The following is a 24,610-nucleotide window of genomic DNA, read 5'->3' as shown; positions in this document are numbered from 1 at the left end:
CTTTCCAGCCTGCTTTTTCCTGTTTTTGTGTGAAAATAACGATGAGTTTACAAATTCCAGCCTTTGATCAGGCGCGTGTATTGGTTGTTGGTGATGTGATGCTTGACCGCTATTGGTCGGGACAGACTTCGCGCATCTCCCCGGAAGCCCCGGTTCCAGTGGTGCATGTGAATACCAATGCGCGTGATGAACGCCCAGGTGGTGCGGCAAACGTGGCGTTAAATATTGCCAGTCTTGGTGGGCAGGTGAGCTTGCTGGGGTATATCGGCGACGATGAAGCGGGTGAGTCCTTATCACGTGTTTTGCAGCAGCGTGGGGTGAAAACCCGTTTTATTACCCTCGACAATACGCCAACGATTACCAAATTACGCATTCTCAGCCGTCATCAGCAATTGATTCGTCTGGACTTTGAGGAAGGTTTTTTGGGGCGTGACCACAGTGCGTTGCTGGCGCAGTTTACCCAATTGCTGGCCGAGGTGGATGTGGTGGTGCTGTCGGATTACCGCAAAGGTACGTTGGAACACGCCCAGCAATTGGTGGCTTTGGCACGGGCGGCGGGTAAGCCGGTGGTGGTTGACCCCAAAGCGCAGGATTTTGCGAGTTACCAAGGTGCAACGGTGATTACCCCGAATCTGGCGGAATTTCGAGAAGCAGTGGGCGACTGGTTGGACGAAGCGGATTTGGTGCGGCGTGGGCAGGCATTATTGCAACGCTGCGAACTCGACAATTTACTGCTGACCCGCAGCGAACAGGGGATGACGTTATTACGCCCGGATGCTGCACCGGTTAATTTGCCCACTCGTGCGCAGGAAGTGTTTGATGTGACGGGTGCGGGGGATACGGTGGTGGCGGTATTAGCCGCTAGCATGGGTGCGGGTTTAAGCGTGGAACACGCAATGGCATTGGCTAACTTGGCGGCGGGCATTGTGGTGGGCAAGGTAGGTACGGCTACGGTGAGTGTGCCTGAATTACACAAGGCGTTGCAGCAGCATAAAGCGCAGCTCAAAGGCGTGGTCTCAGAAGCGCAATTACTGGCGGCGGTGCAAGAAGCGCGTATCCACGGCGAACGGGTAGTGATGACCAACGGTTGTTTTGATATTTTGCACGTCGGTCATGTCACGTATTTGCAAGAAGCCCGTAAGTTGGGCGATCGTTTAATCGTTGCGGTGAATACCGATGAGTCGGTGCGGGCATTGAAAGGCGAGACGCGCCCGGTCAATACGATGGCAAATCGCATGAAAATGCTGGCAGCATTGGCTTGTGTCGATTGGGTGGTGGATTTTAGTGAGGATACGCCGGAACGATTGATTTGTGCGGTTAAACCCGATTTGTTGGTCAAGGGTGGAGATAATGATCCGCAGAAAATTCCGGGTAATCGCTGTGTGTGGGAGAACGGCGGCGATGTGGTGGTGTTGAGTTTTGTTGATGGGGTTTCCACCACTAATACCATTGCACGGATTCAGAATATGGCGAAGGAGTCTTGATGAACGTCGATGTGCTGATCGTCGGTGGTGGTATCGCAGGATTGTGGTTGCTGGCGGAATTGCGTGCAGCAGGTGTTAACGCACTGCTGGCGACGGATGAACTTGGCAAGGGACAAACCATTGCTTCTCAAGGGATTATTCACGGTGGTACGAAATACGCGCTGACGGGTAAACTGACTGGGGCAACGCTGGCGATTGGCGATATGCCGCGCATTTGGCGCAGCGCACTCAATGGCGAGGGTGCGGTTGATCTTAAGCGCGTCAATATTTTGGCGGAATCACAATTATTGTGGACTTCCGGCGGTATTGGTTCACGTTTAACCGGATTTTTTGCCAGCAAAGCGATGAAAAGTCGCATGGAAGCCGTGCCGAATCACGCTTACCCCGAATTATTTCAAACGGATGCCTTTCATGGCGGACTGTATCGTTTGGATGAGCCAGTGTTGGATGTGCCTTCACTGTTGATGGCGTTGCGTGAACAGTTGGCGGAAGCGTTGATGCAGGTTGATGTTGCCCGTTCGCGCTTGCGACTGCGGGATGGCAAGTATTATTACGAGGCTGTATTGCCCGATGGCACGGTGGTGGATGTCATGGCGCAACAGATTGTGCTGACGGCGGGAGCGGGTAATGAGGCATTGTTGGCTTCCACTGCGATTAGCCAACGGATGCAGCGTCGCCCGCTACAAATGGTGATGATGCGCGGCGATATGCCGATGGTTTATGCGCACGCGCTGGGGATGAGTGATAAGCCACGCGCTACGATTACCTCGCACAAAGATTCGCAGGGGAAAACCGTTTGGTATATCGGCGGGCAACCTGCGGAACAGGGTGTTGGTAAACCGCCTTCCGAGGTGATTGCCGCTACCCGTCACGAATTGGCTGAGTTGTTACCGTGGGTCGATTTTAGCAATACCGAATGGGCAACGTGGGATGTTGACCGTGCGGAAATGGCGCAATCCGATGGTGGTCGCCCCGACCAGCCCGGTGTGACTCAAGTGGCAAATGTGACAGTGGCATGGCCTACTAAGCTGGCTTTTGCCCCGATGTTGGCACGTCAGTTGTTAGACGCTTTTGCTTCCCCCGCAAGGGGGGAAGGGGGCAAGAGAGAAAAGTGGGGATTTGCGCTTCCCCCCGTCGCCACTCCAATCTGGGATCAGGTCACATGGAACACGTATTAACTCAACGCCGCCCCGTTGCCCAAACTGGCATTACTATTAGCCCGCTGGGGTTGGGTACGGTCAAGTTTGGGCGCAATCAGGGCGTGAAATATCCCCAAGGTTTTGAGTTGCCTTCTGATAATGAAGTGCGTGATTTGTTGGCGTTGGGTTTTGATTTGGGCATTAATCTGCTCGATACCGCACCTGCTTACGGCTTGAGTGAGGAACGTATTGGCAAGTTGTTGCCCAATTCACGCCACGAATGGGTAATTGAAACCAAAGTGGGGGAACGTTTTATTGACGGCGAGTCCAGCTTTGACTTTAGTGCTATCGGGACGCGCACGAGCGTGGAAAACAGTTTGCGCCTGCTGAAAACCGATTATCTCGATATGGTGCTGATCCATTCAGATGGCGATGATGTGCGGATTTTGCGTGAAGAGGCGGTGCTGGATACCTTGTTGCAGATGCGTGAGGAAGGTTGGGTGCGGGCTGTCGGGATTTCTTCTAAAACCGTCGATGGTGCGTTACTAGCGTATGAATTGGGTTGTGATGTGGTGATGGCGGCGTATAGCCCATTATATACCGACGAATTGCCGGTATTGGAATCAGCAGCAGCACAAGGGCGTGGGCTTTTAGTAAAAAAAGCCTTTGCCAGCGGTCATCTCGACAAACTGGGCGGTAAGAACCCGGTGGAGTACGCGCTGGATTTCATTTTTTCCCAGCCGGGTGCAACCAGTGTGGTATTGGGGACAATCAACCCAAAGCATTTGCGGGAGAATGTGGCGGTGGCAAGTGAAGTACTTGCTGATAAGCTCGCAGCACTTCCATCACGCTAATATCGGCAACATCACGACTGTCAGGTTGCAGCAGAACGTGCGGAACACCCCACGGATGCCACTGTTCCGCGCAAGAGTCGCCGAAGAAACAAACCAGTGGTTTACCTAGCCCAGCGGCAATGTGCATAGCACCACCATCACTACAAATAAACTGGTCACATAAACTAATGCCCGCAATCAATTGGCGCAGCGTGGTAGTCGGCATCGGTAGGATGGGCAACTGATTGAGTTGCGCCATGATGCGTGCGGCTTTTTGGTCATCACCGGGGTGCAATGGGTTGTTTTCATCACCGGGTGCCCAGAACAACAGGATCTGTACTTGATATTGTTGGTGAAGTTGTTGAATTAGCTCACTGAAATGCTGCTCCGACCAGCGTTGGCTGGGTTTACGGGAGCTGATGTGGATACCGATGGTGGGAACGTGTTGATGCCAAGGTTGTTCGTACAATTGGGCGCGTAGTACGGCTTGTTCATGTGGGTCAGGGTGCAAAGTCAGTGGGTGCGTTTGTGCTGAAATACCTAGGGGTTGTAGCAACAGCAGGGTTTTTTCGACTTCATGCAAAGGTTGTTTGGGTTCAGGAACGGAAATTGTTATGTCATCGATTTCTTCGCCATTGGGAGCTGGACTGAGGATAGCTTTGGGTTTGGCACTTTTTGCCAGTTTCAAGGCGTGGCGTGAGAATGCGCCACTGGCTAAGATGGCAAGATCATAGTGTTTACGGCGTAGTGTCAGGGTGAGCTTGATGCGCTGCCAGTATACGCCTAGTAGACTTTGCCCAGCATCGCGGTGTTTTCCTTTGGTGTAAACATAAACATGGTTGATGTCAGGGTTATGTTCCACGGCCTGATAGTTGTAGCTGTTGACGAGGATGTCGATTTCCGCGTTGGGGTAGTGACTACGTAAGTTGCTGATCAGTGGGGTGGTGCAGATCAGGTCGCCGATGTTGTCACGGCGGATGAGGAGGATACGATTCATGGATGGTTTGCTTGATTTCAAAGGGATATTCTTGCATTGATGTGCTAGGATTCGCAATGTTTTTAATCGTTGGGATGTTGTAACGATGCTTTTGAAAAAGAGTTTGAGCAGTGAGTATGTTTTTAAGGGTGAAACATGCCAAAGTTAATAGAGTTGAACTTATGGTCTGGTAGTTTTCTTTTGTTAATATTGCCTGTTACGCATACGGCTGGTATTCGTGCTTTTTTACTGTCTGTTTTTTTTATATCGGCACTTTTCTTGTTGAAGGAATTTAAACCCGTTAAAATTCAGTATTGGTTTGTGATTCTGCTATGGGCTTTGTTACCGCTTATTCTCTTGCCATATTCAAATAATATTGAGTTTTCCCTTAAAGAAATAAAAAGAGAAGTAATTTATGGGATGATGGCATTTTTGGGTTTTTTTATCGTAACCTATGATGAGAAAATACTTAAGCGATGGTTTTTATTTTTAGCTATAGGCTGTTCATTCTTAGTGTTGTGGACTTCAAGTAATTATGTTTTTTATGAAAGGGATTTAGAATCTTTGTATGCTTGGCGATGGCATCATGGATATGCTAGTGTGGCCACGTACATAACAATCTTGTTACCCTTGTTTATTCCAGCATGGTTGTTGTTTGAGAGGTATAGATATGTAGTCTTCGCTGTATTTATTGGGGTGTTGTGGATGGCTGTTTTTTCTTCGCAAAGAGCTATGATTTTTGTATTGATCGGTCAATTATCTGTATTTACTTTTTTGTTATTTAAGTCAACTGATGTCGCCAATGATGGAAAAAAAAGATTGTGGTTTTTTTTGGGGGGGGGCTTATTTTCATTAGGTGCATCTTTTTATTTTATGTATGATCGGTTAAGTGTTTTATGGAAAAGTTCTGATTTTTTAAGTTCGGATATTAGAATACTTCAGCTTCCAATGTTGGCTTTTGATTTAATCATACAAAATCCATTAGTCGGCCATGGATTTGGTCGAACATTAATGCGCAGTCACTTTGAGCAAGTTGGCTTGGAACACGCTCATAATATAATTCTATCTTATGGTGTGGAGATGGGTATTTTGGGGATGTTGATCATTGTTTTGTTGTTTTGGTCTTTATTTTTTAATTATTATAAATTATTTCGATCAAGTTTAGATAACAAGATTGTACGCAGTGTCGTTCTTGCTGGTACTATGGTTGTAGTTGGTGTTTTTATCAGGGAGCAGTTCAACTACATGTTAAATCGAGAGTTATCTATTTTATTTTGGGCGGTTAATGGAATGTTGTTGGGTTTTGCATTGAGGCAAGGTGAACGATGTTAAAATTGGCTATTATTCGTCAATCATACCGTCCTGATGGTGGGGCAGAAAAAATTATTAGCCGTCTATTAGATGGCTTGCGTCGCCGTGCTGATGTGCAAGTTTCGATAATTACTCAAAAATGGCAAAAAAATATACTATCCGATAGTGTTTCTATTCTTCAAGTAGCGCGTAAAGGTTGGTTTCGTAGTAGCCGTTTTAAGTATTTTATCAATGGTGTTAATCGGGTGTTGCACACCACACACTTTGATCTAGTTCAATCTCATGAACGAGTTCCTGGATGTCAAATATATCGTGCGGGTGACGGTGTTCATGCAGAATGGTTACGTATTAAGATAAGCAGAGAAGGAATATTAGGTCGTTTATTTTCTTTTTTTAGTTTGTTTCATCGCGTAATGTTGAGGGCAGAGTCTAAGCTTTTCCATCATCCAAATTTAGAGGTGGTTATATGTATTTCACAACGAGGAAAGCGAGATGTTTTACATCATTATCCAACAATTGATCCATCTAAGATAACGTGTATTTACAATGGAATAGATATTGATAACTATCATCCCCAGTTTAATGTTATTAATGATCCAGTGCGAGTAAAATTGGATTTTTCTCCAGATACTCCAGTTGCTATTTTTGTCGGCTCAGGTTTTACTCGTAAAGGTTTGGACGATCTTTTGGAAGCATTAGTATTTGCTGTTGATTGGCAATTATTGGTTATTGGTAAAGATAAGAAGCAGAATCGATTTATAGAAAAATCCCGGAAATTAGGTGTAAATAATCGGGTGCATTTTCTTGGCGTACAAACGCAGGTGCAGGATTTTTACAGCGCAGCGGATCTATTGATTCACCCCGCATGGTACGAGCCTTTCGGTAATGTTGTTTTGGAGGCCATGGCAATGGGGCGTGGCGTATTGGTTTCTAGTAATTGCGGGGCAAGTGAACTGGTAGAGGAAGGAATTAATGGGTATGTTTTTGATACAGGGGATAGTAAGCAGCTTGCCAATTTACTGGATAAGTGCAAGGATCGCACTCTTTTGAAGTCGTTAGGAAGTAATGCACGTCGTACTGCTGAGCAGTATCCAATTTCACGTATGGTGGATGAGTTGTTAGCGGTTTATCAAACATTATTGACAGAAAATTTCGATGAAAATGAGAAATAATTTGCGTATATTACATACTGAATCTTCTTGTGGTTGGGGGGGGCAGGAAATTCGCATACTTAATGAAGCTGCCGGTTTTATTGCGCGTGGACATCAGGTTGAATTGGTATGCAGTCCTGATTCAGAAATTGCATCAGCCGCTGAAAGATTAAATATTCCTGTTCATAAACTGCCTATTGAAAAGAAAACGTTATCTGCTTTAAGGGCTATGCGTAAATGGTTGTCCAATAATCAATTTCGATTTGATTTAATCAATACTCATAGTTCGACAGATAGTTGGTTATGTGCCTTAGCTAATCTTACGTTATCAGCGTCGCTTCCTATTGTACGTACTCGGCATGTTTCAACACCTGTTAATTCGTCATTTACTACAAAATGGCTTTATCGGTCAGCGACCAAGCACATTGTCACGACAGGAGAACGTTTGCGTCAGCAGCTTGCTAAGCAGAATGGTTTTATATTAAAGCGTATGACTTCTATTCCAACTGGGGTGGATTTTAAGGTATTTCATCCCCTAGAAAAATCTGAATGTAGACATAAACTGGGTATTTCTGATGTAGGTCAGTTTACGATTGGTATTGTTGCAACGTTGAGGAGTTGGAAAGGGCATACAGATCTGTTTGACGCTTTAGCTATCATCAACGGTGGGATTCCTTGGCAGTTAGTCATTGTAGGCGATGGCCCTTATGAGGAAACGCTACATAAAAAGGTTACGTCATTGAATTTAGAGGGGCAGATCAAGTTTGTTGGCAGACAAAGTAATGTTGCAGAATGGTTAAACACATTTGATTTGTTTTGCTTGCCTTCTTATGGTGAAGAAGGCGTTCCTCAGTCGATTATGCAGGCAATGTCATGTGGAGTACCTGTTATATCTACACCCATTGGGTCTATTTCTGAAGCTGTACTAGATGGAGAAACTGGTATTTTAGTTCCTGCAAGAGACACCGCACGTTTAGCTGATGCTCTCTATAAGTTGATGAATGATGATGGTTTAAGAGAGAGAATGGGGCAGGCTAGTTTGAAATATGCTCGGCAAACATTTGATATGAATGTTATGTTAGATAAAATGGAACATGCATTTTATCAAGCTCTTGTTGGTGTGAAAAATGATGAATAGTCGATTGTGGGGGCGTTTATTTTTAATATTGATGGCTTTTCCTCAGCTTGTTGTTAAGCCTTGGAAGAAAAAGCCTGTTAGTGCGCATCGAATTTTAGTGCTTAGTCACTTATTATTAGGTGATACGTTAATGTTAACCGCTTTATTGAAGCGGTTGCATTGTAAGTATCCAGATGCAATTTTGACATTAGTGTGTCAAGAAGCTGTTGTTCCTTTGTATCAAACGCAACCTTATGGGATTAATGCTATTGCATTTAATCCTAAGAAATTTTCTTCTATTTTTTACCTAATTCGTCACTGTCGCCAATATGATTTGGCATTTATTCCTGGTGATAATCGTTGGTCATGGTTGGCATTAGCAATGGGAAGTCGTTGGATTGTTGCTTTTTCAGGAGGAGCTGCATGGAAAAATTTACCTATTAGTGAATTGAAAAGTTTTCCTGTTTCTATTTTATCTTGGGGTGATTTGGTTGCATCTTTAGCTGGTGATTTGCCGCGCGTCGAATATAACCCAGATGATTGGATAGCTCCATCTTGTTACCCGTTTGATCTACCTTCGTCCCCTTATGCAGTGCTTCATTTGGGTGCGAGTAAGCCTCATAAATATTGGGATGCAGATAATTGGATGGCCGTGGCAGAGTGGTTGCGTGTTAGAGGTATAACAATTGTCTGGAGCGTGGGAGCAAAAGAAATCACATTATTGGAATCAATTCGGCAAATGGATGGTGATTATTGCTACAAAGGTGAGCTTGATTTGACTCAGTTATGGCATTTATTAAAATATGCGCAAGTATTAGTTTGCCCTGATACGGGAATTGCCCATTTGGGGCGTTTAACAAATACGCCTACCATAGCCTTATTTGGCCCTGGTTCTCCTTTGATTTCAGGTGCGGGAAGTTTTTGGAAGAATAGCCCTTTTATGCCAGTTTGGGATGAAAGCGTGTTGTGTCGTGATATGAATCGTTTGTTTCAGAGACAGATTCCTTGGGTTAAACATTGCTTGAGAGGATCAAAGGAATGTCCTACTCCCTATTGTATGGATAAAATATCTGTAGATAATGTACTAGAATTACTCACTAAATCTTTTGATTCGGTAAATGACTTATAAAAGTTGCAGCGCGATGGCTATACATATGATTTTCTAAGACTTGATAGTGTAGTGCTTCTGCACGATCGCGTAAGGTATTTAAGTTTTTTAAATAGAATATTACTTTTTCTACGCACTCTTTCGTATCGTGGAAGTCATCATACGTTGTTGCTATGAAAGTATCTTTAAGGCAATCTCGATATTCGGTGAGGAGAAAACCTCCAGCAGCAGGTATGCCAAATACTCGTTCTGGAAGTCCCCACGAAAGCTGTTCAGGAAGATCGCAGTTCGCTCCATAATTTAGATTAATTTTACTACGTTGGATTAACTGTAGCTGTTCTCGTAATGACGGTTTTTCAATGCTGGTGTCTATAATTTTGATGCGAATGGATGGATTTTGTTGTTTTAGTAGATGTTGCAATTCTTTGACAAATAATCGGCGTTGTAGACAACCTGCTCGTTTAGTATTTTCTAATGCCCCCATAAAACAAATATCATATAAATAATGTTGCTCATCTCGTAATTCTTCTAGATTTCCTGTGAACTTATATTCAGGGCGGGCAGCATTTGGAAGATAACAAAATTGTTCGCATGGGAAGTGTTCTTGACCGGAATGTGTGAAATAAATGTCTAGTGGTTTCATTGTATGAAGCACCCAGCGATGCCATGTTTTCATGCCGCAATTCCAAGGTGCATCACGATTCCAAAAGACATAAGGTATTGAATGCTTACGTAGTTTTGATACTAGGTTGTATAATGCGATAGGATGTTTTAGTTCAGTAAAAAGATTGCTGAACCATAAGTCCACCGTTTCTAATGGAATAGTAGAAAATTCTTCTATCTTTTTTATGTGGGTAATTTGTACCCCCTCTTCGATAAGCGCTCGAATCAGAGGTTGTGATGGAGAATGGGTGGTTAAAATATGTGTCATACAGTTATGCTATATTCGATGTATTTTGTGATATTCGATTGAGATTCATTAGGTTTTTCTACGGCAATGTTTCTAGGCAATTACTGCGTTCAATCCCTTGTGGTATCTATTTTTTTCTTAATAAAAAATTTCTTTTCTTTGATTTTGTTATATTCTTGCATGGCGTTAATGATCTTTTGTTTATCTCGAATATCAAGAAGCCATAGTCTCGAATAATTTCTTCAACTTTTCTCATGGAATTCTTGTCGCTTTCTTTGAGCTCTATTAATATGGTTGGAGAGTTTTTGGTGAAAAATTCTTTTCCCCCAAGTAAAACATTAGCTTGATAACCTTCAACATCAATTTTTATAATATTGGCAGGTTTTATTACTTTATTGCTCAGTAAGTTATCAATAGAGTCTATTTTTATGATTTCATGATGCTTTTTTGTGTCACTTTCAACAATTGATGCCGTTCCTTCCGCACTGTTAGCATTATCATAATATAAGTTAACATCTTCTTGTTGTGCTCCTATTCCTAATTGATAGGGGGTGACTTTTTCATCGAAATTGTTGTTATTTATTTGTCGGCATAAGTATTTATAAGTTTCTTTAGCAGGCTCAAAGGTATAGACATGTCCATTGGTTGAGATGTTTTGTGCAAAAAAACATGTGTAAAAACCAATGTTTGCACCAATATCCCAGCATATGTTGTTAGGTTTTATGAGTGATTTTAAACAGTTTGTTTCATAGCGCTCATCATGATCGCTATATAGCCACATTCTTAGATGCTCTGAGTTGGATAAATTTAGCTCAAGATTGAAGCCATGCTTCATCGTCGCCATTTGATTTGGATTTGCTGGTATGATAAACCGTTTTGTGAGGTTAATGAGCTGTTTTTTTCCCTCGGTAATGGGGGATGTTTTTGTATACCACCGAATTAGATTGCTGAGTTTCTCTAAGTACATGTTGTTTTTTACCTTTTCGCTATTTCAATAGTGATGTTATTGTTCCAATAATAATATTTGGATATAAGTTGTTCAAGCATTTGCTGATTTTGGTATTATTACAACCCGCCTGCCCGCAAGGTACGCACTCCAAGTCGTGGCGTATAACACTGTGTTTTCTAATGTTAGATATGCCCCTATCTCCAAAATCAGGATTGTTATTTATCTGTGTCCACCCATTTGGCCACGGCCCCCAATCGAATGCACCCGATGGACCAAAAATGGCTACAACAGGTGTATCCACTGCTGCTGCTATGTGCATTGGCGCACTATCCACTCCAAAAAATAGTTTTGCTAGTGCTGACAATGAACCCATTTGTTTCAGGCTTAATTGTCCACCCAAATTAATAGGCTGAGTTTGGCAGAGGGTAATAATGTCCGCTAGTTTGCCCAATTCGCGTGTATCAGGTGCACTAGTCAACACGATTTGATAGTTTAATTCTTGCTGAAGATGGTCGATAAGCTGTGCCATATAATCATCACGCCAGCATTTAAAAAACCAACGCGATACAGGGTGTACATGAATTAACGGTTGTTTCCCATCCCAACCTGCTTGTTTGAGTTTCTCAATGACTGCTTGTTTATCCTGTGCAGTAAAATGGAAGCTTACTTGAATATCAGTTGGGGTAATTAAGCTGCGGATCAAGTCGAGATTTCTCAGGACGGTGTGAAATTTTCCCTGACGTTCTGTATACGGTTCAGTGACAAGCTGTTTGCGCCACCATTTTTCTTGTTTTTTGAGGTATCCAATGCGACGTTTTGCACCACTTAGCCAGCCTAAAATGAGGCCACGATCTCCTTCTGTTGTATTAATACTAATATCAAAATGTTGCGAACGAATGGTTTTGATAAATGCCAGTTGACGCAATAGAAACGCGATTTTCTTTTCCCCGTTTTTCTTTTCCGGTAAGGTTAGGACGGAATGGATGTCTGGATGTCCCGTTAGCATTTCTTCTGTGCCTTTTTTGACTAAAAAGGTCACTTCTGGTTTATCAGATAATGTTGCAAGTCCAGAGGCCATTGGACTTGTTAGCAACACATCTCCAATATTTCGGAATTTCATAATCAGGATTTTCACATTTTCCCCAATAAGAAAGGTAATGCTTCAGCAATCCTCTGCGTAAATGCGTCCAAGGTAAATTGCTGTAAATGTTGCTGATGTGTGCTGGGCTGTAGCCGTTCTTTGTCCCCATTGATGATGTCATTCAGTATGTCATGCAAATGTTGCCCTTGGTCTCGACGGGGGTCATTGAATAAATAGCCCGTTTTACCATCGAGTACAGTTTCCTGAAATGGAAGAGCATCTACCGCTAAAACAGGGAGATTACAGGCTTGAGCCTCTAAAACATTTAATCCTAGAGCTTCTTTTTCAGGTAAGCCGGTTAAAAGAAAGTCTAATTTATTATAAATTGAGGCAACATTGTTTTGATGCCCCCAAAATCGAACTTGATTTTTAATAGGTAGTAAAGCTTGTTTCAAATCACGGACAGAGGCGTAACCACCACTGCCGAATATTTCGATATTGAGGTTTGGAATCTTATGTAAAGTAGGTGCAATGGTATTAAATAGCAAAGGAAATTGTTTGATGGGCGTGATACGCGACACAATACCTAGTGTTAGCCCCGACTTTTTTTGCCAAACAGTTTTTGGAAGGAATGGGGTGTATAAAGGTTCAATCCAAGACAATAGACGGTCGCGTCCTTTGCGTAAATCCCAGTCATAAAGGGATTTATGTGTGATGGTTTGGCTGGTATCCGTCATACGGTGCAAATTGGCAACACCGTACCAAGGTTGCGGATATACCGATTTCAAGCCAGCATCATGCAGACTATCGACCACGTATTGCGATACACCAATCACGCAGTCATATCCATCAAATGCCTGTTGATCGCGCCCGTATAATGGCATATGGACAATACCTACCAGTCGATGACCAGATGCAGTGATTCGCATCCGCCAGTCTTTGGGAATACTGCCATGAGTCAATACAGTAGCATTGGCGGTCATATTGTCTAAGATAGGTTGAATGTCCGGCGTAATAGCTTGGATACGAGTATTGCCGAATACCATATCGTGCCAGAAATTTGCATTGGGATGAACAAATAGGGTGTGATTAATTCCCACATTATCCAGTGCTTGACAGAGAAACTGGGTATAGACTTCCCCACCACCAAATTGTTTCTGAAAGTTAATTTGATAAAAAGGAGTAGTGTTATGGGTGTGCATTATTATTCCTTTTTACCCATAAATCCGCATACTTGGCAAATGTAAAATACGCATTCGTCACTGCAATTAAAAAACCCTGTACGCCATCTAATAATCCCCGCCGAATAATATACATGCGCAAGAAACAACCTATGCCGTGAGTAATTGCTTGACCGATAGAGCTGCTTTTACCTTCATGTGCTTTTTGTTCTGCCCACAAATTTGAATATTGGCTCATCTTCGCAAGGTATTGCGGCATATCGCGGTAAGTGTAATGCAGTAAATCCGTTTTCAGTGTTTGGATTTTGCTATTAGGTGGCAACAGAACCTTTTCATGCACCAACGAATCATCATACTGCGTCAGTTGAGTAGGATATAACCGCAGCACATAATCAGGATACCAGCCCGAATGCCGGATAAAACGTCCAAATGCCCAAGACAAGCGAGGCATGGCAAATACCGTATCCGCAGGTGGATTTTGCAATACTGCTAAAATTTCGTCACGCAATTCCGGTGTTACCCGCTCATCTGCGTCAAGCCAAAGCACCCAATCCGCTTGCACATGGCTTTGCGCAAGCTGGCGTTGTTTCCCGAAACCCGGCCAGTCAGCATTGATGAATACCCGTGCATTCAATGACTCGGCAATACTGACAGTAGCATCGGTACTCCCGGAATCCAACACCACTATTTCATCGACCCAATCAGCAACGCTGGCAAGGCACGCAGCCAAGTTGTCCGCTTCATTTTTGACAATGAGCGCGACAGCAAGCGTAGGGCGTTGTGGGTGCGTGTTTGTCATCCAATATCCAATAAATCTGCAAAGCGTTGCACAACAATCGCGGCATCATTCACCTCTTCGCCCGCCAACGTAATCATCGGGTGAGGGGCGGTGCTATTGCCAACAATGCCAGTCAATTGCGCAGCGGTGACAGGATACAACGCCACGCCGCGTTGGTCGAGTGCGGCAGCAATGTGCATTAAGCCCGTGTCCATGCCGATTACACCTTTAGCTCCTTGCAGGATCGCTGCTAATTCACTTAATCGGCAACGCGGCAGGCAATGGGCGTAAGGGTGTTGTGCCAAACGGGTGGCTCGTGCTTGCTCTCGCGCATTGCCCCACGGTAATAGGGTGTGAATGCCGCGTTCCGCCATGTTCTGAATCAGCATTTGCCAGTGGGATTCTGCCCATTCTTTCGCGGGGCGACTCGTGCCGTGTAACGCGACGATATAAGGTTGTGGTAACGCGCTGTCAGGCTTGGCAAAAGTATGCTGGGCAATGCCGTAATCCAGCGGCAAACCTTCCAGCGTATAGTCCAACGCAGCAGCAGTCAGCAAGCGATTACGTGTAACCGCGTGTTGGGTTCGCGAAACCGTATGGCGGTGCTGGTAACACAAGCTTGCCAGTGGTTCTCGGATGCTATGCCAGTCATACCCATGGCGTGTGCCGTGAGCAAAACACCCTACCAAGGCACTTTTTAATAGACCTTGAGTATCCATTATTAGGTCATAATTTGTTTGCTGCAAGGTTTCGCGCCATGCCTGAATTTCTGCGCGGGTTGTGGCGGCAAACAAGCTCTTGCGCCAACGACGGATCGCCAGCGGAATGACACGCGATACCCCCGAATGCCACACGGGAACTTCCGCAAAACCTTCTTCCACTACCCAGTCCACGCTTAAATCAGGGATGCGTGCATGGGCATCGCTGATGGCGGGGAGCATGTGTACCACGTCACCCAACGAAGAGGTTTTGACGACGAGGATTTTCATGCGCTTGCCCCTTGTGACGCGGGGTTGGGGGATAGCAATGCGCTGATAGGCTGCATGATGCAGGCTAATACACCTTGTTGCTGGGCAAAAAATTGCGCTGCATTTGCGCCAACTTGCTGCCGTTGTTGCGGATTTTGCAACCAGTTCAAACACTGTGAGTACAATGCGCTTTCATCGCTGGTTTCGACTGCACCACCTGCTGCGTACAATGCGGGAAAGATGTCGGGAAAGTTGTGGGTGTGCGTACCGCTGACGACTGGTACGCCAAATGCTGCCGCTTCCAACGGGTTATGCCCGCCGTGCGCAACAAGACTGCCACCGATAAAAGCGATGTCCGCCATCGCAAACCACAATAACATTTCACCCATGCTATCACCGAGGAGTACGGCGGTATTGGGGGTAATCGTTTGTGCGGTACTGCGCCGGATGGTGGTTAACCCCGCATTGCTGCACTGTTGATAAACATTGTCGAAACGTTCCGGGTGGCGCGGCACGAGGATTAATAAGGCGTTCGGGATGGTTTGTTGCAGGCAGGTGAAGACCCGTAACACGATTTCATCTTCCCCCGCATGAGTGCTGGCGGCGACTAATACCGGGCGTTCGCCCCATTGTTGTTTCAGCTCATGTGCCGTTTCGCGCAATCCGACTGGGATTTGCAGGGCGAATTTGAGGTTGCCGCAGGTTCCGATTTGCGCGGGTGTTGCGCCGAGTTGTTGGAAATAGTGCGCATCTTGCGTGCTACGTGCGCCAATCCAGTGAACACAGCGCAGCGTGTCGCGGGTTAATGCCCCTAGTTTGCGGTAACGTCGAAAAGAGCGTTCCGACAACCGCGCATTCAGTAACAACAACGGTACGCCGCGTTGCTGGCAGGCAGCGTACAAGTTCGGCCAAATTTCGGTTTCCATCACCAGTAACAATTGCGGTTGGACACGTTGTAAAAAACGCGCCATCGCATCCGGCAAATCGTAAGGGAAGTAACTGTGTTGTACTCGTGCGCCGTATAAACGTTTGACCGTATCCGAGCCGGTCGGGGTGGTGGTGGTAATCCAAATGCGGTGCGCGGGGTATGTGTGTAACAGGTGTTCGACTAATGGGCGGGCCGCAAGGGTTTCCCCGACCGAAACACTGTGTATCCACACACACGGTTGCTGCGAAGGATTGCGCACAAAGCCAAAACGCTCTGCCAGTCGTTGCCGATACGCTGGATTGCTACGCCCACGCCACCAAAGCCGCAGCACCAACACGGGCAGCAATAGGTAAAAGGCAAGGCTGTAGAAAAAACGTGTCACGGGTGCAGGATTTCGTTTCAGTCAAGATTTGCGGCATACTACAGGGCGTTTATCTGAAATGGAATGGAGAATTCTGTGCCTAAAGTGTTTTTACTGGCGTTATGTGCTGCAACGTTGACATTAACTGCGTGCGGCGAAAAACAACCCGCTGCCACCTCGCCCAACGCGCCACCCTCGGCCACCATGCAACCTGTCAGCGATTTATCCGGCAAAGCCTTGCACGATGCGAATTGCATCAGTTGCCATGATTCGGCGGTGTATACCCGTGCGGAGCGTAAAGTACAGGATTTGTCAGCATTGGGTGCGCAAGTGCGGCGTTGCAATGCGAATTTGGGGACGCAGTTATTTGACGAAGACCTCGACAAGATCGTTGTTTATTTGAACGATTCCTTCTACAAATTTCCGAAGTAATGACGATGGCTTATAACGTTAAAATCAAAAATACTCCGTATCATTTCACTGTTGATGCTGGTGAAAGCCTGTTACAGGCGGCATTGCGCCAAGATATTCCCGTGCCGTGGGGTTGCGGCGGCGGGGTTTGCGGGGTGTGTATGTCGCAATTGGTGAGCGGCACATTGAGTTACCCCGACGGCGATCCGCTGGCACTGTTTGAAGAAGATGCAGCGGATGGCAAATGTTTATTGTGCGTCGGCTATCCGCAATCCGATGTGGTTTTGGAAGTGCCGGAAATGGGCGAAAACTGGGAGCCGTTTGCGTAACTATTCGCTGGTGAGCGCGTCCCGCCAAGGTTTGCCATTAATCAGCAAATCTTTAATGACGGCATTGCCTTGCGCATCGACGGCTAATACCAGTGAGCCTTGTTTATCACGGACTTTGCTATCCAGCACCGCAGCATGTTCTTCGGGAATATAAAAACGGTTCAGGTTTTCCACCGAAAATCCTGTATTGGTGTCGCAATACCCGCGTAAAAACAACCGGCAATCGTCCGGGCGTTGATTGTGGGGGTAAACAGCGCGGGTTGGCTCTAAGCATAAGTCAGCCTGCGTTTCGTACATTTCACCGCAACTCGTTGGTATGCCGTAATCCACGCGGTACGTCAGATAATGCCCGGATAACAAATCACGCGGATCAAAGCCCTCAATTGGTAATACGACCTCTACGCCGCTGGCACGTTGTTGCGCTTTCATGCCCGCCACAGCAATTAGTGCTAGGATCGGAATAGCTAAAGCGATAGCCAGTAAGACACGCTGGTTCATGCTTGCGCCCCCTTGCTCCAGTTGCGTAAACGTTCGCGCCACGAATGCCAAGCCCATGCCACTCCAATAATCAGTAACCCGGAAAGGATTAAACCGACTCCGGTTGCCGCTAACCCGCCGACCGCTTGAAAGTACAACACCACAAAGCGCAGTCCAATCAAAAATGTCATCAAGTTAAAAGTGCGCTGATGCCCAATATTGCCCGCATGAATCGCGTATAAAAACAAAATGGTTAAGGTCAACAATGCCGCACGAATATCATCACCCAGCCACCAGCTACCCCCCGCATCCGCACCCAACGTGGTGTAATGTTCGCCGCTAAACAGTCCGCCCGGTTGGTAATACAGCAGTAACAAGCCCAACGCGCTAAGCAGTAAGATTTTATTTAGCCAACGATAAGTGGGGTGCGTCGCAACGCCTACCACCAATAATCCCGTAATGATGTAAGTTAACGTCATGTGCCATGCATTGCCTAAACCGCTGGTTTCACCCATTGAACGGCTACCATCAATGAAAACGAGCGAAGCTACTGCACTGATTTGAAACCAGAAAAATAAGCTGCCCGCAAAATCAAGCAACTTATGCACGCGATTACTCAAACCGTACAACACCCCGACGAATAACGGCGCGAGCAGAAAGAAAGTCGGTAGGATTTCCACATCGCTGTAAAAATCTACGCTATTGAAATGCAGTTTCACCATGCTCCACAACGCTCCGTGCAGAAACAGCGTGATCCAAAAGAAGCGGGTAAACACGTGACGTGCAAACAGGCTCAAGGGTAGGGTAATACTCGCCCAGAACAGCAAAGCGTGATACCACGCGCCGCCAGTGTGGAAGATTTGCGCAATTAGCCCAATGCTTGCCAAACATAACAATAAGAAGCTGATGGTTAATACTTCAAACCCGACACCGTGTAGCCGCTGCGGGTATTGGCTATAAATCCCCCCGGCAAGCAGGGTTAACAACGCAAAGTCGCTTCCCAATTTGACGCTATCCGGGATTTCCGACCAATTCGCCGCAATCAAAGAGATAATCCCTAAGCCAATAATGACTGCGCCGAGAATCATAAAGCTGTACAGCCACCAGCTTGCGCGTTGCGGTTGTTTGGCTTCAAATTCCAACAGAGTGGTTTGTTGTTCAATAGTCATCAGTCCGGCTTGCACCCATTGTTGCAATTTTCGGTCAATGATTCCCATGCCATGCTCTCACTGTTATTGTTGTCTATTGAGTATTATCCTGCTTTTTGTGTTTAAGTGTAGTAATGATTGAACTTGACCAGACACAACACGACGAAACGCTGCACCTCAGTTTGCAGGGGTGTTGGGTATTGGCTGAGTCTGTCGCTATTCACAACGCTTTAAATGCCATCAAACCCGCGACAAATAACGTATTGGTGCTGGATGCCAGTCACGTAGAAAGCGTGGATGTCAGTGGTGCATGGTTGGTTTATCAGCAAGCACAACGCTGGCAACAGCAGGGAATCAACGTCCAGTTTGAACAGTTCCCCGCCGAATATCTCGCTTATTTCACTGCCACTTCTTCTGCATCCTCTGAAGCGGGAAAATCGGGCGGGGTTGTTTCGATGATTCAAGGTTTAGGCAAGCGAGTCTTCGGTTTGGGCAACACCCTCCATTCTGCCATTGCCTTTTTAGGTCACAGTGTCATCGCGCTGTTCCAGAGTTTGTTTGCACCGCGTGAATTCCGGTTGCGCTCGGTATTGCATCACGTTTTTGCCACAGGTATTACCGCAACTCCGATTGTGGGGCTGATTGCGTGCCTGATTAGTATTGTGATTACTTACCAAGGCGGGGGGCAGTTGCGCGAATTAGGGGCAGAAATTTATACCGTGGATATGGTGGCGATTTCGGTGTTGCGTGAATTAGGCGTGTTGTTGACGGCGATTATGGTGGCGGGGCGTTCGGGCAGTGCGTTTGCGGCGGAAATTGGTTTGATGAAAACCAATCAGGAAATTGATGCGCTTGAGGTATTAGGCAAAGACCCGATCCTGATTTTAGTTGTGCCGCGTTTGGTGGCATTGGTGATTGCATTGCCGTTGTTAACCATTATTGCCGATATTATGGCGTTGGTGGCGGCAGCGTTGATTGCGTCGACGATTTTGGATATTTCCTTTACCCAGTTTTTTGCGCGGGTGGCGGCGAATATTGAGTTTAAAACCTTTGCCGCTGGATTAATCAAAGCACCCTTTTTTGCGGTGGGTATCGCCCTGATTGCGTGTTGGCAGGGAATGCGCGTCACCGGTTCTTCGGAAAGTTTGGGTAAACACACTACCAAAGCGGTGGTGGATGCAATCTTTTTGGTGCTGGTGTTGGATGCGCTGTTTTCCATGTTGTTCTATCGGTTGGGGTTTTAGGCATGGAAACGCTGATCAATATTAAACATCTCGTCAATCAGTTTGGCACGCAACGGGTACATGACGATTTGAATCTGGAGATTTATCGCGGGGAAATTCTTGGCCTGGTGGGTGGCTCTGGTTCGGGTAAATCAGTGTTGTTACGCACGATTTTAGGCTTACATCGCGCTAACAGTGGCGAGATTTATTTCGGTGAGCAAGAAATTACGCGCTTGTCAGCCGAGGAGTTTGCGCGATTAAAGCAGTATTGGGGGGTGATGTTTCAGCGCGGCGCATTATTTTCCTCGTTGAGTGTGGCGGATAATATTCAATTTCCGTTACGCGAATTTTCCGGTTTGAGTGAGCGTGAATGCCGTGAATTGATGTACGTGCGCTTGCACATGGTGGGCTTGGATCGTAGCGTGGCGCAAAAATTTCCAGCGGAATTGTCCGGCGGCATGGTGAAACGGGTGGCGTTAGCACGTGCGTTGGCACTGGATCCGGTAGTATTGTTTTTGGATGAGCCGACTTCGGGGCTTGATCCAGTGTCGGCGGAAGCGTTTGATAACTTGATTGCCAGCTTGCATCGGCATCTGGGCTTGACGGTTGTCATGGTGACGCATGACATGAATAGTCTATTCTCTTTGTGTGACCGCATTGCGATGCTGGTTGATAAACACATTGTGGCGGGTTCGCTGGAAACGTTACTGGCGCATCCGCACCCACAAATTCAGCAATATTTTAGCGGGGGGCGTGCGCAAGCCTTGACAGGAAATCGGCATGGAGCGTGATACACATTATTTAATTGTCGGATTGTTTGTATTGCTTACCTTAGTGGGGGGATTTTTCTTTGCGGGGTTGTTCTACGATAAGCCGGTGTTGAATACGCAACGTTACGCGATTCACTTTGGGCATTCTGTCGATGGTTTAATGCGCGGCAGTGAAGTGCGTTATATGGGGTTGAAAGTCGGTGAAGTAGCGGCTATCGCGCTACCGAGCGCGGGCGGGCATTATGTTGAAGTGCAAATCAAGGTGGATAGCAATACGCCTGTGGATACGGCAACGGTCGCCAGTTTACGCCAGCAGGGTTTGACTGGCGTGCCGTTCGTGAATTTGACCCAAGATAGCCAGCGTAAAAGTCAGCCACTCTCACCATCCACCGATGCTTTAACCGTGATACCCAGCCAGTTGTCAGATATGGATGCGTTAATGCAACGTCTGCCACTGTTGAGCACGAAATTGGACAGTTTATTAGATGCAGCCAATCAAGCCTTGAATGCTGAAAATCGTGAAAATCTCAGCGGTTTACTGGCGAATTTGCGTGAAACCAGCGATGGTTTGCCCGATTTGGTGGGCAGTTTACAAAGCACCAGTCGGGCGATTGGCACGTTGACTCAGCATTTAGATGGTGTTTTAGGGCGCAATGAAAAAGGCTTGAATGCCACCGTGCAACAAGTCCAGACGACGTTATCCGCGTTGCAACAAACCGCAAAAAGCATCGACACGCTGGCGCAAAACCTTGATCAGGTGGTGGTGGATAACGAGGGCAGCATTCAAAGTTTGCTGGCGGAATCGCGCACAATGGCGGCGAGTTTGCGTGAGTTGGGCGATAGTTTGAAACAAAATCCATCACAAATTATTTACCAACCTGCACCGCAGGGAACGGAGTTACCACCATGAAATACTTGTGGTTATGGTTAAGTTTGGTGGGTTTATTGGCAGGGTGTAGCGCACCGTTGAAAAGCGATTTACCCAACGAACAAGTATACCGACTCGCGCCTGTGGTTGATATTGCCGCGCGGCGTTTACCGCTGACGCTGTATGTGCCGCCGCTTACCGCAACACCCGCACTGGATTCCGCACGGATTAGCCTGATTAAACCGCCGTCACAACAAGATTTCATTGCGCACAGCCGCTGGCCTGATGAGTTACCCAGCTATTTACACGCGCTGATTTTGGAAGGGCTGGCACGTAGCGAAGGCTTTCAAGCGGTCTCGGAACAACGTTTGGGACGTGATACATCACTGAAATTGTTGCTGCGTGTCACCGATTTTCAGGCCGAATATTCAGCCGATGGCAAAGATGAAGCGACGATTGTGGTCGGCATTACCGCAACGCTATTAACCGGAAAAACTCCAAATTTACTGAAACAGCAACATTACGAAGCCCGCCAAACGCATGTCGCGTTACGCACTGGCAGTATCGTGGCGGCAATGAATCAGGCATTGAGCGAAGTCATGGCAGCGTTGCTGGTGGATTTACAGCGGGCGTTGTAAAGCCGATTGCAGTGCGGATTCCGCCACCGGATAGCGCAATACCTGATGAATTGGGAATAATTCCAGTAATTTATCCACATACTGCACTTCGCTTGGATGCACAAATACCAGCACTTTGGTGCGCGGTGAAAAACGTTGTAATGCCCGCAGCGTCACGTCCAGATTGCACACATTCGCCCCAGCGTAATTGTTGCCAAAGCCGTAGATAAATTCCCCGACCAGAAAATCCGGTTGCTGCGTTTGCAAGGCTTTGTGCAACTTGCGGGCAGCGGTGAAACGTTCCTCTGTTATGCCAAGTTGCTGATACAACGCACTGAAGTTAGGGTGCATCGGTGATTCGATCAAAGAAAAAAGTGTTCGCATAGTCCCGCCAATAATAACCCTGTCACTGCCAATTATCGCACGATAGGGCATAATGTCTGCAATCTTGCAACACACTGAAAACAACATGGCAAACAATCACCTTATTCCACGCCACCGCACGGTTCCTGTGAAGGTCGGCAACGTCACCGTCGGCGGCGCTGCGCCCGTCGTGGTGCAATCCATGACCAATACCGATACGGCGGATGCGGTGCGTACAGCGGCGCAATGCGCGGAACTGTTTCGCGCAGGCTCTGAACTGGTACGTATCACCGTGAATTCACTGGAAGCGGCGCAAGCTGTTCCCGAAGTGCGCGAACGCCTCGACAAAATGGGCTGCGACGTACCGCTGATTGGCGATTTCCATTTCAACGGACACAAGCTACTGACCGCTGTGCCCGAATGTGCGCAAGCCCTCGCCAAATACCGCATCAACCCCGGCAATGTCGGGCGCGGCAAAAAGCGTGATGAGCAATTCGCGCAAATGATCGAATTCGCCTGCCGCTATGACAAGCCTGTTCGCATCGGCGTGAACTGGGGTTCGCTCGATCAGGAATTGCTGGCACGCAATCTGGATGACAATTCCAAACTCGCCCAGCCGTTGGAATTGTACGATGTGATGCACGCCGCGCTGATCGAATCCGCGTTGACCAGTGCCGCGAAAGCCGAAGAATACGGTCTGCCGCACGATCACATTATTTTGTCGTGCAAACTCAGCGAAGTGCAGGGTTTGGTACGGGCTTACCGCGATTTGGCGAGCCGTTGCGATTATCCCTTGCACCTCGGTTTGACCGAAGCAGGTATGGGCAGCAAGGGCATTGTGTATTCCACCGCTGCGCTCTCGATCCTATTGCAGGAAGGCATCGGCGACACCATCCGCATTTCCCTCACCCCCGAACCGCACGCCAAACGTGAAAAAGAAGTGATCGTTGGACAGGAGATTTTGCAGGCACTCGGTTTGCGTTCGTTCACGCCGCAAGTGGTGGCTTGCCCCGGTTGTGGGCGCACCTCCAGCGACTATTTCCAACGGCTTGCCGAACAAATCCAAAACTGGCTGCGCGAACAAATGCCCGTATGGAAAGATCAATACGCAGGCGTGGAAAGCATGTCGGTCGCAGTCATGGGCTGTGTGGTTAATGGGCCGGGCGAAAGCAAACACGCTAATATCGGAATCAGTTTACCGGGCAGTGGCGAAACGCCAGTTGCCCCCGTTTACGAAGACGGACATAAAACCGTCACGCTCAAAGGCGACAATATTGCACAAGAGTTTCAGGCGTTGGTTGAAACCTATGTGCAAAAAACTTACGGATAACCCCAAAGGAGCACAACATGAAAAAAGTCTCAATGCTGGCAATCGCTGGCTTATCCCTGCTGGCAAGCAACGTCATGGCAGCCGTTAAAAGCGAAGCCGTATCCTATGAACTCGATGGCACAAAATTCGTCGGTCAGATGTATTACGACGATGCCGTAACGGAAAAACGCCCTGGTGTGTTAGTCGTCCACGAATGGTGGGGTTTAAACGATCACGCCAAAACGCAGGCACAAAAACTGGCGGAGCTGGGCTACGTAGCGTTCGCAGCGGATATGTACGGCGAAGGCAAATCCACCGACAAGCCAGAACAAGCAAAAGAATGGATGACGGAAGTGACCTCTGATGTTGATGCATGGCGTGCTACCGCGAACGCAGGTCTGGAACAGCTTAAGAAAAGCGACAAAGTAGACGTGGAAAAACTTGCAGCAATTGGCTACTGCTTCGGTGGTGGGACGATGATGCAAATGGCTTACGGCGGCACGGACATTGACGGCGTAGTCAGTTTCCACGGTTCCTTGCCTTCAGCACCGGATGGCACCGAAATCAAAACCAAAATTCTTGCGTTCCACGGCAATGCCGATGCGATGGTTCCACAAGCAACTGTGAACAAGTTTACCGAGCAGATGGAAAAAACCGGCGCGGATTGGCAGTTCGTCGCGTATGGCAGCGGTGTCCGTCACGGTTTCACCAATCCGAATGCAGGCAAATACGGCATTGAAAACCTGAAGTACGATGAAAAAGCCGACCAGCGTTCATGGGCTGGCATGAAGGCGTTTTTCGACGAAATCTTCAAATAAGC

At 47.0% G+C, this 24,610-nt stretch carries 26 protein-coding genes; 15 read left to right on the top strand and 11 right to left on the bottom strand.

The annotated features are described in order from the left end of the window. The first annotated feature begins 41 nt into the window (after window positions 1–41). The 3 genes from hldE to J9260_RS11625 are packed head-to-tail and all read left to right on the top strand — an operon-like array spanning window position 42 to window position 3,477. A complete protein-coding gene (gene hldE / locus J9260_RS11635) occupies window positions 42–1,484 on the top strand; it encodes a bifunctional D-glycero-beta-D-manno-heptose-7-phosphate kinase/D-glycero-beta-D-manno-heptose 1-phosphate adenylyltransferase HldE (RefSeq protein WP_210217927.1) in 1,443 nt (480 codons plus the stop codon). Beyond that, a complete protein-coding gene (locus J9260_RS11630) occupies window positions 1,484–2,662 on the top strand; it encodes an FAD-dependent oxidoreductase (RefSeq protein WP_210217926.1) in 1,179 nt (392 codons plus the stop codon). Before hldE ends, J9260_RS11630 begins: the two co-directional genes overlap by 1 nt. After that, on the top strand, window positions 2,647–3,477 hold the full coding sequence (locus J9260_RS11625; RefSeq protein ID WP_210217925.1) for an aldo/keto reductase: 831 nt from the start codon (window positions 2,647–2,649) through the stop codon (window positions 3,475–3,477). The genes J9260_RS11630 and J9260_RS11625 overlap by 16 nt, the downstream gene beginning before the upstream one ends. Here J9260_RS11625 and J9260_RS11620 read toward each other — a convergent pair. After that, window positions 3,395–4,453 carry a glycosyltransferase family 9 protein gene (locus tag J9260_RS11620; protein WP_210217924.1) on the bottom strand — a complete coding sequence of 353 codons (1,059 nt, stop codon included), beginning with the start codon at window positions 4,451–4,453 and terminating at the stop codon, window positions 3,395–3,397. The two genes, J9260_RS11625 and J9260_RS11620, sit on opposite strands and share 83 nt — an antisense overlap. A gap of 135 nt (window positions 4,454–4,588) precedes the next feature. Between J9260_RS11620 and J9260_RS11615 the strand changes: the two genes are divergently transcribed. From J9260_RS11615 to J9260_RS11600, 4 genes are read left to right on the top strand one after another with little or no spacing between them, the layout of a single operon-like run. Beyond that, window positions 4,589–5,764 carry an O-antigen ligase family protein gene (locus J9260_RS11615; RefSeq protein WP_210217923.1) on the top strand — a complete coding sequence of 392 codons (1,176 nt, stop codon included), beginning with the start codon at window positions 4,589–4,591 and terminating at the stop codon, window positions 5,762–5,764. After that, the gene (locus tag J9260_RS11610) at window positions 5,758–6,915 is read left to right on the top strand and encodes a glycosyltransferase family 4 protein (RefSeq protein WP_210217922.1); all 1,158 of its coding nucleotides are present in this window, start codon (window positions 5,758–5,760) and stop codon (window positions 6,913–6,915) included. Before J9260_RS11615 ends, J9260_RS11610 begins: the two co-directional genes overlap by 7 nt. Beyond that, window positions 6,899–8,032: a glycosyltransferase family 4 protein gene (locus J9260_RS11605; RefSeq protein ID WP_210217921.1), complete on the top strand. Its 1,134-nt coding sequence runs from the start codon at window positions 6,899–6,901 to the stop codon at window positions 8,030–8,032. The genes J9260_RS11610 and J9260_RS11605 overlap by 17 nt, the downstream gene beginning before the upstream one ends. Beyond that, a complete protein-coding gene (locus J9260_RS11600) occupies window positions 8,022–9,140 on the top strand; it encodes a glycosyltransferase family 9 protein (RefSeq protein WP_210217920.1) in 1,119 nt (372 codons plus the stop codon). The genes J9260_RS11605 and J9260_RS11600 overlap by 11 nt, the downstream gene beginning before the upstream one ends. Here the strand turns inward: J9260_RS11600 and J9260_RS11595 are convergent. The 7 genes from J9260_RS11595 to waaA all read right to left on the bottom strand — a co-directional run bounded on the left by J9260_RS11595 (window position 9,109) and on the right by waaA (window position 16,296). Then, the gene (locus J9260_RS11595) at window positions 9,109–10,050 is read right to left on the bottom strand and encodes a glycosyltransferase family protein (protein ID WP_210217919.1); all 942 of its coding nucleotides are present in this window, start codon (window positions 10,048–10,050) and stop codon (window positions 9,109–9,111) included. The two genes, J9260_RS11600 and J9260_RS11595, sit on opposite strands and share 32 nt — an antisense overlap. Before the next feature lie 106 nt (window positions 10,051–10,156). Then, entirely contained in the window at window positions 10,157–10,996 is an 840-nt protein-coding gene (locus tag J9260_RS11590) for an FkbM family methyltransferase (RefSeq protein ID WP_210217918.1), read from the bottom strand. Window positions 10,997–11,015: 19 nt separating this feature from the next. Next, window positions 11,016–12,113: a putative lipopolysaccharide heptosyltransferase III gene (gene rfaQ / locus J9260_RS11585; RefSeq protein ID WP_210217917.1), complete on the bottom strand. Its 1,098-nt coding sequence runs from the start codon at window positions 12,111–12,113 to the stop codon at window positions 11,016–11,018. Beyond that, entirely contained in the window at window positions 12,110–13,261 is a 1,152-nt protein-coding gene (locus J9260_RS11580; RefSeq protein WP_210217916.1) for a glycosyltransferase family 4 protein, read from the bottom strand. The genes rfaQ and J9260_RS11580 overlap by 4 nt, the downstream gene beginning before the upstream one ends. After that, window positions 13,248–14,039 (bottom strand): glycosyltransferase family 2 protein, encoded by a 792-nt coding sequence (locus J9260_RS11575; protein WP_210217915.1) that lies wholly within the window; start codon window positions 14,037–14,039, stop codon window positions 13,248–13,250. The genes J9260_RS11580 and J9260_RS11575 overlap by 14 nt, the downstream gene beginning before the upstream one ends. Beyond that, window positions 14,036–15,007 carry a lipopolysaccharide heptosyltransferase I gene (gene waaC / locus J9260_RS11570; RefSeq protein ID WP_210217914.1) on the bottom strand — a complete coding sequence of 324 codons (972 nt, stop codon included), beginning with the start codon at window positions 15,005–15,007 and terminating at the stop codon, window positions 14,036–14,038. The genes J9260_RS11575 and waaC overlap by 4 nt, the downstream gene beginning before the upstream one ends. Beyond that, window positions 15,004–16,296 carry a lipid IV(A) 3-deoxy-D-manno-octulosonic acid transferase gene (waaA, locus tag J9260_RS11565; RefSeq protein WP_210217913.1) on the bottom strand — a complete coding sequence of 431 codons (1,293 nt, stop codon included), beginning with the start codon at window positions 16,294–16,296 and terminating at the stop codon, window positions 15,004–15,006. The genes waaC and waaA overlap by 4 nt, the downstream gene beginning before the upstream one ends. Before the next feature lie 75 nt (window positions 16,297–16,371). Between waaA and J9260_RS11560 the strand changes: the two genes are divergently transcribed. Continuing rightward, window positions 16,372–16,707, top strand: coding sequence for a c-type cytochrome (locus tag J9260_RS11560; RefSeq protein ID WP_210217912.1), 336 nt, complete (start codon window positions 16,372–16,374; stop codon window positions 16,705–16,707). Between the two features lie 5 nt (window positions 16,708–16,712). Next, complete coding sequence (locus J9260_RS11555; RefSeq protein WP_210217911.1) at window positions 16,713–17,015, top strand: 2Fe-2S iron-sulfur cluster-binding protein; 303 nt, start codon at window positions 16,713–16,715, stop codon at window positions 17,013–17,015. On the opposite strand, the gene J9260_RS11550 is transcribed toward J9260_RS11555, so the two are convergent. Then, the gene (locus J9260_RS11550; protein ID WP_210217910.1) at window positions 17,016–17,513 is read right to left on the bottom strand and encodes a GDYXXLXY domain-containing protein; all 498 of its coding nucleotides are present in this window, start codon (window positions 17,511–17,513) and stop codon (window positions 17,016–17,018) included. Continuing rightward, complete coding sequence (locus tag J9260_RS11545; RefSeq protein WP_210217909.1) at window positions 17,510–18,709, bottom strand: DUF2157 domain-containing protein; 1,200 nt, start codon at window positions 18,707–18,709, stop codon at window positions 17,510–17,512. The genes J9260_RS11550 and J9260_RS11545 overlap by 4 nt, the downstream gene beginning before the upstream one ends. 65 nt (window positions 18,710–18,774) lie before the next feature. On the opposite strand from J9260_RS11545, the gene J9260_RS11540 reads away from it, so the two are divergent. From J9260_RS11540 to J9260_RS11525, 4 genes are read left to right on the top strand one after another with little or no spacing between them, the layout of a single operon-like run. Next, complete coding sequence (locus tag J9260_RS11540) at window positions 18,775–19,884, top strand: MlaE family ABC transporter permease (RefSeq protein ID WP_210217908.1); 1,110 nt, start codon at window positions 18,775–18,777, stop codon at window positions 19,882–19,884. A gap of 2 nt (window positions 19,885–19,886) precedes the next feature. After that, window positions 19,887–20,654 carry an ABC transporter ATP-binding protein gene (locus tag J9260_RS11535; RefSeq protein WP_210217907.1) on the top strand — a complete coding sequence of 256 codons (768 nt, stop codon included), beginning with the start codon at window positions 19,887–19,889 and terminating at the stop codon, window positions 20,652–20,654. Continuing rightward, window positions 20,644–21,543 (top strand): MlaD family protein, encoded by a 900-nt coding sequence (locus tag J9260_RS11530; protein ID WP_210217906.1) that lies wholly within the window; start codon window positions 20,644–20,646, stop codon window positions 21,541–21,543. Before J9260_RS11535 ends, J9260_RS11530 begins: the two co-directional genes overlap by 11 nt. Then, complete coding sequence (locus J9260_RS11525; RefSeq protein ID WP_210217905.1) at window positions 21,540–22,139, top strand: ABC-type transport auxiliary lipoprotein family protein; 600 nt, start codon at window positions 21,540–21,542, stop codon at window positions 22,137–22,139. The genes J9260_RS11530 and J9260_RS11525 overlap by 4 nt, the downstream gene beginning before the upstream one ends. Here J9260_RS11525 and J9260_RS11520 read toward each other — a convergent pair. After that, window positions 22,122–22,502, bottom strand: a complete 381-nt coding sequence (locus tag J9260_RS11520; protein WP_210217904.1) for a hypothetical protein — start codon at window positions 22,500–22,502, stop codon at window positions 22,122–22,124. The genes J9260_RS11525 and J9260_RS11520 overlap by 18 nt on opposite strands. An 85-nt stretch (window positions 22,503–22,587) precedes the next feature. On the opposite strand from J9260_RS11520, the gene ispG reads away from it, so the two are divergent. Both ispG and J9260_RS11510 read left to right on the top strand, forming a co-directional pair. Further along, window positions 22,588–23,811, top strand: coding sequence for a flavodoxin-dependent (E)-4-hydroxy-3-methylbut-2-enyl-diphosphate synthase (ispG, locus tag J9260_RS11515; RefSeq protein WP_210220778.1), 1,224 nt, complete (start codon window positions 22,588–22,590; stop codon window positions 23,809–23,811). Window positions 23,812–23,828: 17 nt separating this feature from the next. Then, on the top strand, window positions 23,829–24,608 hold the full coding sequence (locus J9260_RS11510) for a dienelactone hydrolase family protein (RefSeq protein WP_210217903.1): 780 nt from the start codon (window positions 23,829–23,831) through the stop codon (window positions 24,606–24,608). The last annotated feature ends 2 nt before the right edge of the window (window positions 24,609–24,610 follow it).

Origin of the sequence: Thiothrix unzii (assembly GCF_017901175.1) — a bacterium.
GTDB classification, from domain to species: domain Bacteria; phylum Pseudomonadota; class Gammaproteobacteria; order Thiotrichales; family Thiotrichaceae; genus Thiothrix; species Thiothrix unzii.
This window is presented reverse-complemented; position numbering and strand designations above follow the sequence as displayed.

Coding starts and splice junctions, on each gene's coding strand:
- hldE (WP_210217927.1), top strand. CDS start 42: ATGAGTTTACAAATTCCAGCCTTTGATCAGGCGCGTGTATTGGTTGTT.
- J9260_RS11630 (WP_210217926.1), top strand. CDS start 1,484: ATGAACGTCGATGTGCTGATCGTCGGTGGTGGTATCGCAGGATTGTGG.
- J9260_RS11625 (WP_210217925.1), top strand. CDS start 2,647: ATGGAACACGTATTAACTCAACGCCGCCCCGTTGCCCAAACTGGCATT.
- J9260_RS11620 (WP_210217924.1), bottom strand. CDS start 4,453: ATGAATCGTATCCTCCTCATCCGCCGTGACAACATCGGCGACCTGATC.
- J9260_RS11615 (WP_210217923.1), top strand. CDS start 4,589: ATGCCAAAGTTAATAGAGTTGAACTTATGGTCTGGTAGTTTTCTTTTG.
- J9260_RS11610 (WP_210217922.1), top strand. CDS start 5,758: ATGTTAAAATTGGCTATTATTCGTCAATCATACCGTCCTGATGGTGGG.
- J9260_RS11605 (WP_210217921.1), top strand. CDS start 6,899: ATGAAAATGAGAAATAATTTGCGTATATTACATACTGAATCTTCTTGT.
- J9260_RS11600 (WP_210217920.1), top strand. CDS start 8,022: ATGATGAATAGTCGATTGTGGGGGCGTTTATTTTTAATATTGATGGCT.
- J9260_RS11595 (WP_210217919.1), bottom strand. CDS start 10,050: ATGACACATATTTTAACCACCCATTCTCCATCACAACCTCTGATTCGA.
- J9260_RS11590 (WP_210217918.1), bottom strand. CDS start 10,996: ATGTACTTAGAGAAACTCAGCAATCTAATTCGGTGGTATACAAAAACA.
- J9260_RS11580 (WP_210217916.1), bottom strand. CDS start 13,261: ATGCACACCCATAACACTACTCCTTTTTATCAAATTAACTTTCAGAAA.
- J9260_RS11575 (WP_210217915.1), bottom strand. CDS start 14,039: ATGACAAACACGCACCCACAACGCCCTACGCTTGCTGTCGCGCTCATT.
- waaC (WP_210217914.1), bottom strand. CDS start 15,007: ATGAAAATCCTCGTCGTCAAAACCTCTTCGTTGGGTGACGTGGTACAC.
- J9260_RS11555 (WP_210217911.1), top strand. CDS start 16,713: ATGGCTTATAACGTTAAAATCAAAAATACTCCGTATCATTTCACTGTT.
- J9260_RS11550 (WP_210217910.1), bottom strand. CDS start 17,513: ATGAACCAGCGTGTCTTACTGGCTATCGCTTTAGCTATTCCGATCCTA.
- J9260_RS11545 (WP_210217909.1), bottom strand. CDS start 18,709: ATGGGAATCATTGACCGAAAATTGCAACAATGGGTGCAAGCCGGACTG.
- J9260_RS11540 (WP_210217908.1), top strand. CDS start 18,775: ATGATTGAACTTGACCAGACACAACACGACGAAACGCTGCACCTCAGT.
- J9260_RS11535 (WP_210217907.1), top strand. CDS start 19,887: ATGGAAACGCTGATCAATATTAAACATCTCGTCAATCAGTTTGGCACG.
- J9260_RS11530 (WP_210217906.1), top strand. CDS start 20,644: ATGGAGCGTGATACACATTATTTAATTGTCGGATTGTTTGTATTGCTT.
- J9260_RS11525 (WP_210217905.1), top strand. CDS start 21,540: ATGAAATACTTGTGGTTATGGTTAAGTTTGGTGGGTTTATTGGCAGGG.
- J9260_RS11520 (WP_210217904.1), bottom strand. CDS start 22,502: ATGCGAACACTTTTTTCTTTGATCGAATCACCGATGCACCCTAACTTC.
- ispG (WP_210220778.1), top strand. CDS start 22,588: ATGGCAAACAATCACCTTATTCCACGCCACCGCACGGTTCCTGTGAAG.
- J9260_RS11510 (WP_210217903.1), top strand. CDS start 23,829: ATGAAAAAAGTCTCAATGCTGGCAATCGCTGGCTTATCCCTGCTGGCA.